Source organism: Novosphingobium sp. LASN5T (genome assembly GCF_003856955.1).
Classification (GTDB): domain Bacteria; phylum Pseudomonadota; class Alphaproteobacteria; order Sphingomonadales; family Sphingomonadaceae; genus Novosphingobium.
Genome location: NZ_RQSI01000069.1, coordinates 1 through 14702, shown reverse-complemented (window position 1 = coordinate 14702; position 14702 = coordinate 1). Strand labels below are relative to the sequence as shown.

Here is a 14702-nt window from a genome sequence, read left to right as displayed (position 1 = left end):
CGGCGAGCGAACCGTCAATGGGCTGTGGGACCTGATCGGCAAGCTCGTCGATATCTTCCAGCCTGCCGAATGTGCCAATTACTTCAAATCTTGCGGATATGAGCCGGAATGAATGGAAACCGCTCTAGCCTCATTTTAACCGAGCTGGATTACCTCCCGACGGTCACGCGTGATCGGCTCGAGGTATTGGGTGATGTCGGAAATGAGCATGCAGGGTTTCGAAACCGGGTCGCCCGCCCAGCCCGCCGATCTTCGTGCGAACAGCCACGAAAACGCGCGCAAGCCGATCGGCTTCGTCGCCGATGTCTCGGGGTCGGGTGGCGTGATCGGCATCGATCTGGCGCGGCTGAAAGAATGCATGGGCGATGACGACGCTTCCGTCGCGCTGTCGGGCCAGGTCGGCTGTCCGGTGAAGATCCGCGTGGGCAATTCGTGGCTTCTGGCCACGGTGCGCAACCAGCGGCAGGATGCGGCGTTCGAAGGCGGCGTGATCGCGCAGATCGATTTCCTGGGCGAAGGCGACGAGGAACGCCTGACCGGGCGGCTTTACGGCTTCCGGCGTGGCGTGACGCGATTTCCGGTGCCGGGCGCGCTGGTCTATCCGGCGACCAGCGCAGACTTGCGGCAGGTCTATGCCAGCGATGGCCGGTCCAGCATCGTCATCGGCACCGTGTTCCCCACGCGCGACATCCGCGCGGGTGTCTACATCGACGCGCTGCTGGGCAAGCACTTCGCGCTGCTGGGATCGACCGGCACCGGTAAGTCGACCAGCGCCGCGCTGATCCTGCACCGCATCTGCGAGATGGCGCCCGATGGCCATATCGTGATGATCGATCCGCATGGCGAATATGCACAGGCGTTCCGCCACACCGGGCAATTGCTGGACGTGACGAACCTGCAGATGCCGTACTGGCTGATGAATTTCGAGGAACATTGCGAGGTGTTCCTGACCACGCAGGGCGCCGAGCGGCAACTGGATGCCGACATCCTCGCCAAGTGCCTGTTGCAGGCCCGGATGAAGAACCGCCTGGCCGAGCAGGTTGGCCGGATCACCGTGGATTCGCCGATACCCTATCTGCTCTCGGACCTGCTGCTGGTGCTCCAGAACGAGATGGGCAAGCTCGACAAGGGCCACGGAGCGATCCCCTACATGCGGATCAAGGCCAAGGTCGACGAGATCAAGGGCGATCCGCGCTACCAGTTCATGTTCTCGGGGATGCTGGTCGGCGATACGATGGTCGACTTCCTGTCCAAGGTGTTCCGCCTGCCGGCCAGCGGCAAGCCGATCACCATCATCGACGTTTCGGGTATCCCCTCGGAAATCACCTCGACCGTGGTCGCGGTGCTGAGCCGGCTGGTGTTCGACTACGCGATATGGTCGCGCGACGAAGAGACGCAGCCGATCCTCCTGGTCTGCGAGGAAGCGCACCGCTACGTGCCCAACGAACGCGTGGCGAGCAATTCGTCGGCGGCAAAAGTGCTGTCGCGGATCGCCAAGGAAGGGCGAAAGTACGGCGTCTCGCTGGGGCTGATCACGCAGCGTCCGTCCGACCTTGCCGAAGGCGTGCTGTCGCAGTGCGGCACGATCATCTCGATGCGCCTCAACAACGAGCGCGACCAGGCGTTCGTGCGCGCGGCCATGCCCGAAGGCGCGCGGGGCTTCCTCGATGCCATCCCGGCGCTGCGCAATCGCGAATGCATCATCTGCGGCGAAGGCGTTTCGATCCCGGTGCGGCTGTCGTTCGACGATCTCGAAGAGGCGCGGCGTCCTGCTTCCGCCGACCCTTCGTTCTCCGAACTCTGGGCGCGTTCGGGCGGCGAGGACATGGCCGTGCAGCGCACGGTGCAGCGTTGGCGATCGCAAAGCCGCTAGGGTCAGGACCCATTACTGGCGCGGTCGAGGTTTGAGGCAAAATGGCCCGGCGCAAGGAGGAGGGGCGCAGGAATATGTCGATATTTCAAGTCCCTCCGACGCAGCGCTGGGCCATTTTGGCCAAATCCCTGCGGGACGTCCAAATGGCTTCCATCTCGAACCGAAAGGCGCTTGCAAAGGCAACCAGCCTTCGCGGCGCGCCTTTCGGCCCGATATGTTCGCCATTTGGACGCCTCGATCGCGCCAGTAATGGGTCCTGACCCTAAGTCGAAGCGCGGCAGCGCCTACAGCGTGGGCGTCATCCGGCCCGCCACATCGCCATCGGCGCAGGTTTCCTCCTCCGCTTCCAGTTCGGAAATTGCGCGGCTGCGCGTGCGCCAGCCAGAGCGGCTGTACACGTAGAGGGCCAGCGAAGTAGCGATGACCGATCCGAACGGCATGGCCAGCCACAGCGCGTCCGCCCCGATGTGGGGATAGGCCAGGTAGTAGAAACCCAGGCGCCCCGGATACATCGCGATGGCCAGCACGATCAGTGGCGCGATCACCACGCCGCCGGCGCGCATCGTGCCGAACAGGACGATGGTGACACCGAACAGCACATAGCTCCAGCTCGCCAGGAACTGGATGTGCCGCGCGGCGTCCACCGCCGGGCTGTTCGGGCCGAGGAACAGTTCCAGCGAACCGCGATCGAACAGCAGCAGAATCACCGTCATCGCCCCGGTCATCGCGAAGTTCAGCAGCACGCCCGAACGGGTGATCTGCCCCAGCCGGTGCAGCAGCCCGGCGCCGATGGCCTGCGCGGCCATGGCGCTGACCGCCGCCGAGATCGCCATCGCCGGCATCTGCAGGTAGGTCCACAGTTGTAGCGACGCGCCATAAGCCGCGCTGATCAGCACGCCTTCGCGGTTGACCAGCCCGATCATGATGATCCCGGCGGCCGAGATCAGCAGCATCTGCGCGCCCATCGGCAGGCCCTTGCGCACGATATAGCCCAGTTCGGATCGTTGCGGGATCAGATAGGCCAGCTCCGCTCCGCGCAACCGCAGCGGCAGGTCGCGGGCATAGACCCAGGTCACCATGGCCAGCATCGAGACGTAGGACGCCGTGGCGGTGGCGGTGGCCGCCCCGGCGATGCCCAGGCGGGGAAACGGGCCGATGCCCGCGATCAGCAGCGGGTTCAGCGCGATGTCGAGCACGACCGACAGGATCATGAACTTGAGTGGCGTCTGCGCATCGCCCGATCCGCGCAGGCCCATGCCCAGCATGACCGTAATCATCGAGGCCGGCATGGCGACGAAGATCACGCGCAGATAAGTCAGCGCGAAATGATAGGTTTCGCCGGGCGTGGCCATCGCGCGCAGCAGCGTGGGCGCGAATATCCAGCCCGCCGTGGCGACGAACAGCGAAAGCCCCAGGCAGAACCCGACCGCCGTGCCGAAAGTGCGCCGTGCCGCGTCGATGTTCCGCGCGCCGAACGCCTGGCCGACCTTTACCGTCGCCGCCATGCCGAAGCCGAACACCGCGGCGAAGACCAGGAACATCACCACGTTGGCGTTGGCCGTTGCCGCCAGCGCGCTTTCGCCCAGCAGCCGCCCCACCCAGACCGAATTGACCGATCCGTTGAGCGACTGGAGAATGTTGGCGGCCAGCGTTGGCGCGGAAAACAGCAGCAGCGTGCGCAGGATCGGACCCTTGGTCAGATCGCGATGGCCGCCGGGCGCTGCCGGGCGCGACGCTGAGGGGTGCGCCATCGCTGGCGGTGAAGCGGCGGGATCGGTCACCAGTGCTTTCCTCAATCGTTCCGGTCGGATTTTCCGGCCTTCAACGCGGCCAAGGCGGCAAAGGGGCCGGAGGCTTCCGCTCCGGCAAGGCCGTGCTTCTGGCGCGCGGCGTCCGCTTCGGGGCCTTCCGCGAAAGGATCGATCGCCAGACCGAGGCTTTGCGCCACGGCCTCGCCCAGATCGAACGTCATCCCCTCGTATTCGATCTCGTCGCAATCGTCCGCAGTGATCTCGATTTCGTCTTCGGACGCCCCTTCCGCTCCGGGATGCACGAAACGGAGCAGGATCGGCTCGTCGATCGCTACCGGGAAATCCTCGCCTGAAATGGCGCAGGGCTGGATGATCGACGCGGTCAGCCGGCCTCGCGCCAGCACGGTTTCGCCTTCGACCGAAAGCCGGATGTCCGCGCGCATCGCGTCGATCGCGCTGATGCCAAAGCGGCCGGCCAGGCGGCGGCGCTCGTCCGCAACGGGTTCGACCACCACGGGGGCGCCGGTGATCTGGCGGATGTCGATCATCCGGCTGAGTTCGGGGGTGCCGGTCATGCGGGGATCTCCCCGGCAAGCAGGCGTTCGGCCGGGACGGCGTCCAGCGCGCCAGCGAGCGCGCGGACCCGGCCGACGAGCGCCTGCGGTCCCGTACCTTCGTCCGCCTGGCCTTCGCCCACCAGACCTTCGACCAGCGTGACATTGCGGGTGATCGCCTCGCTCAGCGCGCTGTCGTCCGCCGTCGCCAGCGCATCGCGATAGGCGCCCAGCCGTCCGCCCAGCGTGCTCATCAGCCGCCCCATGTGCTTGCCCACCACCATGTCGCCCACGCCGCTTTCGCGCAGCTGCCCGTCCATGTCATCGACGAACAGTTCCGTCAGTCGCACCGACGGTTCCACCAGCGCCGGTTCGCGTTCCATGCGCAGCAGCACCAGGCTGAGCACCAGCGTGATCGCGTCGAACCGCCCGGGCAGCGTATCGGCGATCCCGTATTCCGCGTACCACGCCTTCCCGCGCGAGGCGGCGACCACGGCATGCCACAACGGCCGCACGGTGGCGCGGTCATCGCGGCCGGGGCCGAACAGCCGGGCTAGAAACGACATCGGAACTTCCTTCCCTGCGGTCCTGCCCGCACGGCTTGCGGGATTCGTTCAGGACCGATTAAATCGCCTGTGGCCACGTGGCATCGCGCTGTCCATTGCGGTTCCGCCGTTTGGCCCCTAAGGCTTGCGCGATATAGGGAACCCGGGCGCGAAGGCAAACGGGATGCCTGCCATAGCCGGGCCTGACGCCCGGATCGAGAAGCGGAGTTCGGGAATGCGCGATAATCGGCTGATGGTGCGGGGCGTTGCGGCGGTGACGCTTGCGGTGCTGGCCGGCGGATGTTCGAGCATTCGCGACCATCGCGGCTATCTGATCGATCCCGCGCTGACCGATTCGGTGCAGCCGGGCGTGGACAACCGCCTTTCCGTGGAAAAGGCGCTGGGGCAGCCGACGTTCAAGAGCCAGTTCGGCAAGCCGACCTGGTACTACGTGTCGATCGACACCAAGCAGAGGCCGTTCACCCGGCCGCGCACCAATGCCGAGTTCATCATGAAGGTGAACTTCGATGCGGCGGGCAATGTCGCCAGCGTCGAACGGGGTGGCATGGAAAAGGTCGTGCGGATCAATCCCGATCGCGACAAGACGCCGACACTGGGCCGCGACCGCAGCTTCTTTGAGGATCTGTTCGGCAATATCGGCGCGGTTGGCGCCGTGCCGGGCGCGACTGGCCAGAGCGGCCGTCCGGGCGGGTCCGGTCCGAACGGAAGCTGATCCTGGTCGTTCCCGGCCGGCTTGAACCGCCGCCAACTTGAACCGGCGCCAGCTTGAACAGCCGGGAGCATTCCCCATATCGCGGTCATGGACGACAGCAGGGCGAGCCACGGCCTGATTCAGTGGCACGGCACCACCATCATCGGGGTGAAGAAGAACGGGCGCACGGTGATTGCCGGCGACGGTCAGGTTTCCATGGGCAACACGGTGATGAAGCCGAATGCCCGCAAGGTCCGCAGGATCGGCGACGGCAACGTGATCGCCGGTTTCGCCGGCGCGACCGCCGATGCCTTCACCCTGTTCGAACGGCTGGAGCGCAAGCTGGAGCAGCACCGCGGTCAGCTGATGCGCGCGGCGGTGGAACTCGCCAAGGACTGGCGCACCGACAAGTACCTGCGCAACCTGGAAGCGCTGATGATCGTGGCCGACGCGGAGACGCTGCTGGTGCTGACCGGCAACGGCGATGTGCTGGAGCCTGAAGCCAAGAACGACGCGATCATTGCCGCGATCGGCTCTGGCGGCAATTATGCGCTGAGCGCCGCGCGGGCGATCACCGACTACGAGGACGACGCCGAGACGATCGCCCGCCGCGCGATGCAGGTGGCGGCCGATATCTGCGTGTTCACCAACGATCGCGTGACGGTGGAAACCATATAGGCATCATCCCCCCTCCCGCTTGCGGGAGGGGCCAGGGGTGGGCGGTCCAAGACGCTACACCCCAAAGACCCACCCCCATCCCCTCCCGCAAGCGGGAGGGGGGAGCTTCAGAATGAAAGACAACCTTACCCCCAAGGCCATCGTCCGCGCGCTGGACGAACATATCGTCGGGCAGCAGGACGCCAAGCGCGCGGTCGCCGTGGCGTTGCGCAACCGCTGGCGGCGCCAGCATCTCTCGGCCGACCTGCGCGACGAGGTCAGCCCCAAGAACATCCTGATGATCGGGCCGACCGGCTGCGGCAAGACCGAGATCAGCCGTCGCCTGGCGAAGCTGGCCGATGCGCCGTTCGTCAAGGTGGAGGCGACCAAGTTCACCGAGGTCGGCTATGTCGGCCGCGACGTGGAACAGATCGCGCGCGATCTGGCGGAAGAGGCGATCCGGCTGGAGAAGGACCGCCGGCGCGACGCGGTGCGCGATGCGGCGAGCAAGGCGGCGATGGACCGGCTGCTCAAGGCGCTGGTCGGCGATGGCGCCAGCGAGGCCACGCGCGAGAGTTTCAAGCAGCGCCTTTCGGACGGCTCGATGAACGATGTCGAGGTCGAGATCGAGGTGGAGGACGCGCCGTCGATGCCGATGGAGCTGCCGGGCATTGGCGGCAATATCGGCATGATCAACCTGTCCGACATGATGGGCAAGGCGTTCGGCGGTCAGCGCATGAAGCGTCGCAAGCTGCGCGTGGCTGATGCCTGGGACAAGCTGGTGGACGAGGAATCCGAAAAGCGCATGGACCAGGACGACGTTGCCCGTGTCGCGCTGCAGAACGCGGAAACCAACGGCATCGTCTTCCTCGACGAGATCGACAAGATCGCGGTGAGCGACGTGCGCGGCGGCTCGGTCAGCCGCGAAGGGGTGCAGCGCGATCTGCTGCCGCTGATCGAGGGCACGACCGTTGCCACCAAGTACGGCCCGATGAAGACCGACCACGTGCTGTTCATCGCCAGCGGCGCGTTCCATGTGGCCAAGCCCAGCGACATGCTGCCCGAACTGCAGGGCCGCCTGCCGATCCGCGTGGAGCTGAAGGCGCTGAGCGAGGACGATTTCGTGCGCATCCTTTCGGAAACGCGCGCCAATCTGGTCGAACAGTACCGCGCCCTGCTGGGGACCGAACAGGTGACGCTGGACTTCACGCCGGAAGCCGTTCGCGCGATCGCCCGCACCGCCGCGCAAGTCAACGAAAGCGTCGAGAACATCGGCGCGCGGCGGCTGCAGACGGTGATGGAAAAGCTGCTGGAGGAAGTGAGCTTCGACGCCGAGGACCGCGTGGGCTCCACAGTGACGATCGACGAGGCCTATGTGGCGGACAAGCTGGCGAGCCTTGCCGGCAACGCGGACTTGTCGAAGTATATCCTGTAAAAATCCTCCCCGATGCGGGGAGGGGGACCGTCCGCAGGACGGTGGAGGGGGCTTCTCGGCTGGGTGGCAGTCTCGGTGAGGATGGGCCGCAAGGCCAAGCCCCCCTCCACCACCCTTCGGGTGGTCCCCCTCCCCATCCTGGGGAGGATCTGGTAGGGCCATGCGATGACCCACCAGACCCCCGAAGACCGCCCGATCTACCGCCTGCTCACCGGCAAGGACGACCGTGCCTTTTGCGAGCGCGTGTCAGAGGCGCTGGCGCAGGGCTGGCGGCTCTATGGCTCGCCCTCGCTCGCGTGGGATATCGAGAATAGCTGCATGAAGGCGGCGCAGGCGGTCGTGTGGCATGAAGCCGATGTGGTGAAGTGAACGCCGGAGCAGGCCGGCGGATTACTCCGCCGCCTCGCTCACCTCTTCGCTTTCCGCCGCCTGGCGCGCCCACATCTCGGCGTAGAGACCGTCGCGGCGCAGCAGTTCCAGGTGGCTGCCGCTTTCCGCCAGCCGTCCCTGATCCAGCACGAGGATGCGGTCTGAGTCCGCGATCGTCGACAGGCGGTGCGCGATCGAGATCGTGGTCCGGTTGGCGGCGACCATGCGCAGCGTGCCCAGGATGTCCTGCTCGGTCCGGGTGTCAAGCGCGCTGGTCGCTTCGTCGAACAGCAGGATCGGCGGGTTCTTGACCAGCGTGCGGGCGATGGCCACGCGCTGCTTTTCGCCGCCCGAAAGCTTGAGGCCGCGTTCGCCGACTTCGGTATCGAGGCCTTGCGGCAGGCGGGCGATGAAATCGGAAATGGCGGCCCCGCGCGCGGCGGCGTCCACGTCGGCCTGTGTCGCGCCTTCGCGGCCATAGGCGATGTTGTAGCCGATGGTGTCGTTGAACAGCACCGAATCCTGCGGCACGATGCCGATCGCGGCGCGCAGGGACGCCTGCGTGACGCCGGCGATGTCCTGCCCGTCGATCAGGATGCGGCCCGATCCCGGATCGTAGAAGCGGAACAGCAGCCGCGCGATGGTGGACTTGCCCGCGCCCGAAGGGCCGACGATGGCGACGCGGCTGCCGGCCGGCACATCGAACGAAAGGCCGTGCAGGATCGTGCGGTCGGGATCGTAGCCGAACACCACGTTGTCGAAGACCACCGAGGGCCGCCGCACGATCAGCGCCGGCGCGCCGGGTGCATCGGCGACTTCCACGTGCGTATCGATCAGGCGGAACATTTCCGCCATGTCGATCAGCCCCTGCCGGATCGTGCGGTAGACCATGCCGAGCATGTCGAGCGGGCGGAAAAGCTGGGTGAGGTAGGTCTGCACGAACACCAGCTGGCCAGCGGTGTACTGGCCCTTGGCCCAGCCGACGACCGTCCACGCCATCGCCCCGGCCATCAGCAGGTTGACCACGACCGCCTGCGCGATGTTGAGCAGGCCCAGGCTGTTCTCGCTTTTTACCGCGGCATCGGCATAGGCACGCGTCGCCTGCGCATAGCGGGCTTCCTCGCGCGCCTCCGCGCCGAAGTATTTCACCGTCTCGTAGTTGAGCAGCGAATCGACCGCGCGGGAAAGCGCCTGCCCATCGAGCCGGTTCATCTTCTCCCGCAGATGGGTGCGCCATTCGGTGATGGTGCGCGTAACCCAGATATAGCCCGCGATCGCCACCGCCGTCGCCGCGACAAGGCCCCAGCCGAAGGTGAAGTAGAAGATCACCGCCACGATCACGAGCTGCAGCACCGTGGGCGCAATGTTGAACAGCATGAAGTAAAGCATCGTGTCGATGCTCTTGGTGCCGCGTTCGATCACCTTGGTTACTTCGCCGGTGCGGCGGGCGAGGTGGAAGCGCAGCGACAGGCGGTGCAGGCGCGCGAACACGTTTTCGGCCAGCGCGCGCGTTGCATCCTGCCCCACCCGTTCGAACACGATGTTGCGCAGGTTGTCGAAGGCGACGCCGGCGAAGCGCCCGGCCGCGTAGCCCAGCACCATCAGCATGGCGAACCGCATCAGGCGCGGGCCGGACACGTTCATCGCGTCCACCGCCCACTTCAGCAGATAGGGCAGGACAAGCTGTGTGCCGGTGGAGGCCAGGATGAACAGGCTGGCGAAAACGATGCGCCAGCGCAGCGCCTTGTTGTCGGCGGGCCAGAGATAGGGAAGGAAGCGCCGCAGCGTGTGCCATCCATCGTGGCGGGCGTTGCGGTCGGTGGCGGTTTCGGGCGGCATGGGCCTTCACATAGGCGCTTTGCGCCGATCCGCCAGCCCCGTTGCCCGATCGGGTGGATTATCCGCGCCCGTGTTGCTGCTGGCGTCCCTTGCGTTCAGTTCATCCCGAACTGCATCGGCAGGCCCCGTGGCATGTCGAACAGGATGCTCCGGCTCGAAAAGTCGATCGCCACGCGGCGGAACAGGCGCAACTGGTCCATGCCGAGCAGCATCGCCGGCCGTTTGTCCAGCTTGAGCGCCTTGAACGGGGGTGCATCGGCGAACACCAGCGGGGTGTTCGACATCGTCAGCCCGCCCAGCACCAGCGTGCGCGCCAGCCCCACGTCGGCGGAGATCGATTGCCCGGTCACCGATATGAGCGAGGTCTGTTCCTGCGCATGACGGCGTGCCAACGCCCTTTGCAGCGGGGGATTGCCGATCGAAGTATCCGAGCCGGTATCGATGATGATATCGGTACGGACGCCATCGACCATGGCGTTGGTCATGATCAGCTGGCCCGACCGGCGCCGCGCCTGCACCGTGATTTCGAAGCCGCTGTTGCCGCCCAGTTGCCGGGCATCGCCGATCGCCATGACCTTCTTGTCGAAATCGAGCAGGACGCGCTGGTCCTGCAGGCTGTCCAGCCCGATGATCCCGTCCGCGCCGATCCAGCGCCCGTCGAGCAGCGGGGCGGTGAGGCCATAGAAGCTGCGGCGGCCGAGGTTGATCTCCTCCACTTCCACCAGATCCACTTCCTGCGTGCCCGCCACGCCCACCAGCAGCGCCTGTCCGGCGCTGGCCAGGCCAAGCTGCCGGGCTATATCGCGCGACAGGATCGTGCGTTCCGCGCCGGTATCGATCATGAAGCGGTAGGGACCAGCCCGTTTGCTGCCCGTTTGCGCGTTCTCGACGCCGATATGCACCGGCACGGTCATGCGGGCCTGCAGATCGGGCGTGATCGCCACGATGTCGACCGAACCGGCCTGGGCCGTGCCGTCCTGCGCTACGGCGATGGGGTAGGCGGTGAACAGGGGCAGCAACGCGCCCGCCGCGAATAGCGGATATAGTGCCATGGCTTCTCTCTCCGCCTGGCAGCATACGCCTGTTCGGGCGCCGGAGCCATGGTGTTTATCGGGGAAGGGGCGTCTTCCGTCGAAGCGGCAGCGCCGCCAGAATCTCGCCCAGCATCGCCGTCACTTCCGCGAACAGGGGATGACCGATCGCCCACAGCGTCGCCAGCCACAGTGCGATGCCGGCGCTCACCATGCTCGCCGCCTGCCCGAAGCCGGTTTCCGCCGGACCGTGCCAGAAGATATAGCTGGCGAGCAGCGGGCCGACCGCCGCCAGCGTGGCCAGCAGGCTGCGCGCGTAGATCTGGAAAAGGTCGCGCCAGCGGAAATCGAGCATCCCGCGCATGAACGGTGCGTAGATCATTACCCAGAACAGCCCGTGGGCGAAACGCGAGATGGCAACCCAGATCAGGCCGAACGGCGCGGTGAGCGCGATCAGCAGGACCGACATCACCGTTTCCACGATGTTGCGATGGATCAGGCCCTTCATGCGATCGAGCAGCAGCGGCAGATCCCCGTTCAGCGGCAGCGAGACATAGCACAGCTGCGACAGCGCGACCCAGCCTAGCAAGGGCGCGGCGGCAAGCCATTTCGGGCCGTAGAGCAGGTTGACCAGCGGTTCCGACAGCACGGCGATGCCCGCCATCGCGGGCCAGGTGACACCGGTATAGGCGGCGACGACGCGCAGGTAGGGCGGGCCGAGCGGCTGGCCACTGTCGCGCACCTGGCGGAAGGCCGGGTAGAACACACCGGTCACCGCGCCGGCCACCAGCAGACGCAGTTGCAGCGCCAGCCCCGAGGCGCGGGTGAACAGGCCGACGGCGGTGTTGTCGATCAGCCGGCCGATGACCAGCTCGGGCGCGCGACCCGTGATCGAATAGCACGTCGCCAGTACGGAATTGGTGCCGCCCAGCTTGAGCACTGGCGCGGCGCCCTTCAGGCGCATCGGCCAGGGCAGCATCAGCCCCGCGCGCCACTGGCTGACCACGAGTCGCGCCGCTTGTTGCGCGAACGCGCCCCAGGCCAGCGCCAGCGCGCCATAGCCCAGCACCGCCAGGGTGACTGCCGTGGCGGCGTTGGCGATGGAGGAGCCGACCTCGATCATCGTGTTGGACTTGTAGTCCATGCGCCGCTGGCAGGTCGCCTGCGGCACGATGGCGAGCGGCACCGCCAGATAGGAGCAGGCGATCACCAGCGTGATCGGCAGCAGGCGCGGATCGCCGTAGAACAGGGCGATCGGCTTGGCCGAAAGGATCGTCAGGATCGCGATGCCCCAGGCGAAAGCCACCGAGACGGTGAACGCCATCTGCAGCTTTTCGGGCGTCAGGTCGCGTTCGCCGTTGACGTAGCGGGTCACGCCGAAATCCTGGAGGAAGGCGACGATGGTGACCGCGGCGAAGGCGATCGAGAACAGCCCGAGTTCCGCGGGCGTGATGAACCAGCGCGCCAGCACCACGCTGGTCAGGAACTGGATCGCGAACGAGGTATATTGCGATACCAGCGCCCAGGCGGCGGCGGTGCGCACGGACATCTGAGGCGGGGGCATCTGCGGTTGGGGCACCTGCGGCGGGGTGTCGGCGGCCGTGCTCATACACCGCTGCTCAGGCCGGGCACGCCGATCAGGCCGGCGGCGATGGTCGATGCCTTGATCGGATGCCCGGCACGAACAAGCCGCGCCGCCGCCCGCCACAGGCGGGAACCGCGCGCGCCGTCGCGGCGCACATGATCGCGCAGCGCCGTCCATCCGTCTCCGGAGAGAGCTTCGGGCGAATAGATCACGCGGTCGAGGATGCGGCGGCGGACATAGCGCACCGCGCCTTCGCCGAACCACGCATCGAGTTCTTCCAGCGGTGGCATCGTCGCGATGTGTTCGGTGGGATCGGGCAGGCCGGCGGTGCGGGCACGGTGCGCAAGCCACGCGATCGCGGTATTGCGCATCTGTTCCACAACATGCCGGCTGCTGACCTGATCGGGGTAGATGCGGTAGTCGACGAGGCGATCGGGCAGGTTGGCCATCGATCCGGCTTCGGACAGGCGCAACCAGAGGTCGTAGTCCTCGGCATGGCGGTAGGCCGGGCGATACCCTCCCACGGCGCGGACCGCATCGCGCGATACCACGCAGGCGTTGTGCGAAAGCTGTGCCCCGATTTCCAGATTGGCCCGGATTCCCGGGTCGTCGAGCGGCCGCCGGAACGCAGGCCGCGCGATCGGCTGGCCATCGATGCCGACCATTTGGACTTCCGCACCCAACACGACAAGGCGTTCGCCATCGGGTCGCCGTGCGATTTCCGCCATCTGCCGGGCGAAACGATCGGGATGCTGGATGTCGTCGCCATCGACGATCGCGACCCAGCCCGCTCGCGCGGCATCGAACAGGCTGTTCAGCGCCGCCACGCGCCCCTTGCGAAGCGACGGGATCACGCGAATGCGTCGATCCCTCCGCGCGTGACGGGCGATGATCTGCGCCGTTCCGTCGGTGGAGTGGTCGTCCAGCAGCAGGAATTCGAAATCGCCGAAGCTCTGCGCCAGCACGGAATCGATCGCGGCGTCGAGGAAGCGTTCGCCGTTATGGACGCTGGTCGCGACGGCCAGCGCGGGGGATGGCGGGTGCGCGGTCATGCTCCGATGCCGAGAATGCCGGGCAAGGTGCTCTCGCCGTTGCCGCCGCGCCGGTGCTTCTGTCGCCGCCATTGCAGCATGGGGCGCGCCAGCGCCGGCAGGATGTGCCAGATTACGAAGGATGCCCGCCAGACCACGCCTTCGACATGGCCGCTGGTGGCGCGCAGTTCGGCCAGTCCACGCCGCGTGTCTCCGTCGACGATCCGGTCGATGGCGTGTTCGAACGCGAGCGCGGTGTGGTTTTCGGCGAGCAGGCGATCGATAAGCGGGGCTTCGGGGGCGTTTTCAGGCAAGGCGCGTCGGGCCTTTTCATAGACCTTGATGTTGCCGAGCAGCATGCGGCCGCTGTTGGACGACGCCGATCCCGGCCGTACGCGATAATCGCCGAGCACGGCGTTGGCGTAATAGGCGCGACCGCCCAGCATCATCAGCCGGACCCACAGGTCCAAGTCTTCCGACTGCGCCATGGTTTCGTCGAATCCGCCAATGCGCTCGAAGTCGGCGCGGCGGAAGGTCGTGCCGATATAGACGTTGAAGGACCGGTCGAGGACGTCGGCCAACGATCCGTGCGTACCGTCGCCGGTGCCTTGCTTGCGGCCGTTCACGCAAGTCCGCTCGCGCGGGACCGCGCCGAACATGCGGGCATCGCAGGTGGCGAGGCGGATGCTTGCATCGCCTTCCAGCGCCGTGACCATCGTCTCGAGATAGGCTGGGCGGAACAGGTCGTCGCCATCGAGCAGCGCGATCAGCGGCGCGCGCGTCTGGCGCACGGCATGGTTGCGCGCCGCTGAAACGCCGCGGTTGTCCGTGTGCACGAAGCGGATGCGCGGATCGGAGAGGAAGGGCGCCACCGCGCCGGCCACATCGTCGGGCGCGCCGTCATCGATGACGATGCATTCCCAGTCGGCCAGGGTCTGCCGTTGCAACGAGGCGAGGGCCTCGCGGACAAGATGCGCCACCCCATAGGCAGGAACGATGACCGCGACACGCGGAGATGTCGATGCCGGAGATGGGACGTTGCTCATGGGCCGGCCATACGACGCCGCGCTTAAGGAATGCCTTACACTCCGCCCGGAGCGGATCGGATGGGCGGCGGACGGGGCGCGAATCATGCGCGCGATTCGGTCTGTTCACCGTGATTCGCCGCTCTTGATCCGATCTATAATTTTGATTTTATGCGATTATATTGGGCTTATGTGGGGTGGGGTGTTTGGTGTCGGTGGGGGGCGTGGTTGGTGGTGGCGTGTTGGAGTGGATGTTTGGTGTGTTGTTGGTGGTTGTGTTTGTGTCGGGAATTTG

General features: G+C 66.3%; 13 protein-coding genes and 1 pseudogene. 6 read left to right on the top strand and 8 right to left on the bottom strand.

Features of this window, described 5'->3' with window-relative positions; translation table 11 throughout:
- A pseudogene (locus tag EH199_RS22560) lies at positions 1-112 on the top strand (IS630 family transposase); the annotation flags it as partial.
- Positions 113-208: 96 nt separating this feature from the next.
- The gene (locus EH199_RS22555) at positions 209-1873 is read left to right on the top strand and encodes an ATP-binding protein (protein WP_223806864.1); all 1665 of its coding nucleotides are present in this window, start codon (positions 209-211) and stop codon (positions 1871-1873) included.
- 284 nt (positions 1874-2157) lie between these two features.
- On the opposite strand, the gene EH199_RS22545 is transcribed toward EH199_RS22555, so the two are convergent.
- From EH199_RS22545 to EH199_RS22535, 3 genes are read right to left on the bottom strand one after another with little or no spacing between them, the layout of a single operon-like run.
- Complete coding sequence (locus EH199_RS22545; protein WP_124811323.1) at positions 2158-3624, bottom strand: MATE family efflux transporter; 1467 nt, start codon at positions 3622-3624, stop codon at positions 2158-2160.
- Between the two features lie 41 nt (positions 3625-3665).
- Positions 3666-4199: a DUF177 domain-containing protein gene (locus EH199_RS22540; protein ID WP_124811321.1), complete on the bottom strand. Its 534-nt coding sequence runs from the start codon at positions 4197-4199 to the stop codon at positions 3666-3668.
- Entirely contained in the window at positions 4196-4744 is a 549-nt protein-coding gene (locus EH199_RS22535; protein WP_124811320.1) for a ubiquinol-cytochrome C chaperone family protein, read from the bottom strand. Before EH199_RS22535 ends, EH199_RS22540 begins: the two co-directional genes overlap by 4 nt.
- Positions 4745-4958: 214 nt before the next feature.
- Here EH199_RS22535 and EH199_RS22530 point away from each other — a divergent pair, with 214 nt between their 5' ends.
- The 4 genes from EH199_RS22530 (at position 4959) to EH199_RS22515 (ending at position 7896) form a co-directional block, all read left to right on the top strand.
- A complete protein-coding gene (locus EH199_RS22530; RefSeq protein ID WP_124811319.1) occupies positions 4959-5456 on the top strand; it encodes an outer membrane protein assembly factor BamE in 498 nt (165 codons plus the stop codon).
- 87 nt (positions 5457-5543) lie between these two features.
- Entirely contained in the window at positions 5544-6113 is a 570-nt protein-coding gene (gene hslV, locus EH199_RS22525) for an ATP-dependent protease subunit HslV (protein WP_124811318.1), read from the top strand.
- A 112-nt stretch (positions 6114-6225) separates the two neighbouring features.
- On the top strand, positions 6226-7527 hold the full coding sequence (hslU, locus tag EH199_RS22520) for an ATP-dependent protease ATPase subunit HslU (RefSeq protein ID WP_124811317.1): 1302 nt from the start codon (positions 6226-6228) through the stop codon (positions 7525-7527).
- A gap of 165 nt (positions 7528-7692) precedes the next feature.
- The gene (locus tag EH199_RS22515; protein ID WP_124811316.1) at positions 7693-7896 is read left to right on the top strand and encodes a DUF1737 domain-containing protein; all 204 of its coding nucleotides are present in this window, start codon (positions 7693-7695) and stop codon (positions 7894-7896) included.
- A gap of 21 nt (positions 7897-7917) precedes the next feature.
- Here the strand turns inward: EH199_RS22515 and EH199_RS22510 are convergent, their stop codons facing one another.
- From EH199_RS22510 to EH199_RS22490, 5 genes are all read right to left on the bottom strand, one after another.
- Complete coding sequence (locus EH199_RS22510; RefSeq protein ID WP_124811315.1) at positions 7918-9735, bottom strand: ABC transporter ATP-binding protein/permease; 1818 nt, start codon at positions 9733-9735, stop codon at positions 7918-7920.
- A gap of 95 nt (positions 9736-9830) precedes the next feature.
- Positions 9831-10787: a retroviral-like aspartic protease family protein gene (locus tag EH199_RS22505; protein WP_124811314.1), complete on the bottom strand. Its 957-nt coding sequence runs from the start codon at positions 10785-10787 to the stop codon at positions 9831-9833.
- Positions 10788-10842: 55 nt separating this feature from the next.
- A complete protein-coding gene (locus EH199_RS22500) occupies positions 10843-12375 on the bottom strand; it encodes an oligosaccharide flippase family protein (RefSeq protein ID WP_190287396.1) in 1533 nt (510 codons plus the stop codon).
- Positions 12372-13403: a glycosyltransferase family 2 protein gene (locus EH199_RS22495; protein ID WP_190287395.1), complete on the bottom strand. Its 1032-nt coding sequence runs from the start codon at positions 13401-13403 to the stop codon at positions 12372-12374. Before EH199_RS22495 ends, EH199_RS22500 begins: the two co-directional genes overlap by 4 nt.
- Positions 13400-14428 (bottom strand): glycosyltransferase family A protein, encoded by a 1029-nt coding sequence (locus EH199_RS22490; RefSeq protein WP_190287394.1) that lies wholly within the window; start codon positions 14426-14428, stop codon positions 13400-13402. Before EH199_RS22490 ends, EH199_RS22495 begins: the two co-directional genes overlap by 4 nt.
- Positions 14429-14702 lie beyond the last annotated feature (274 nt).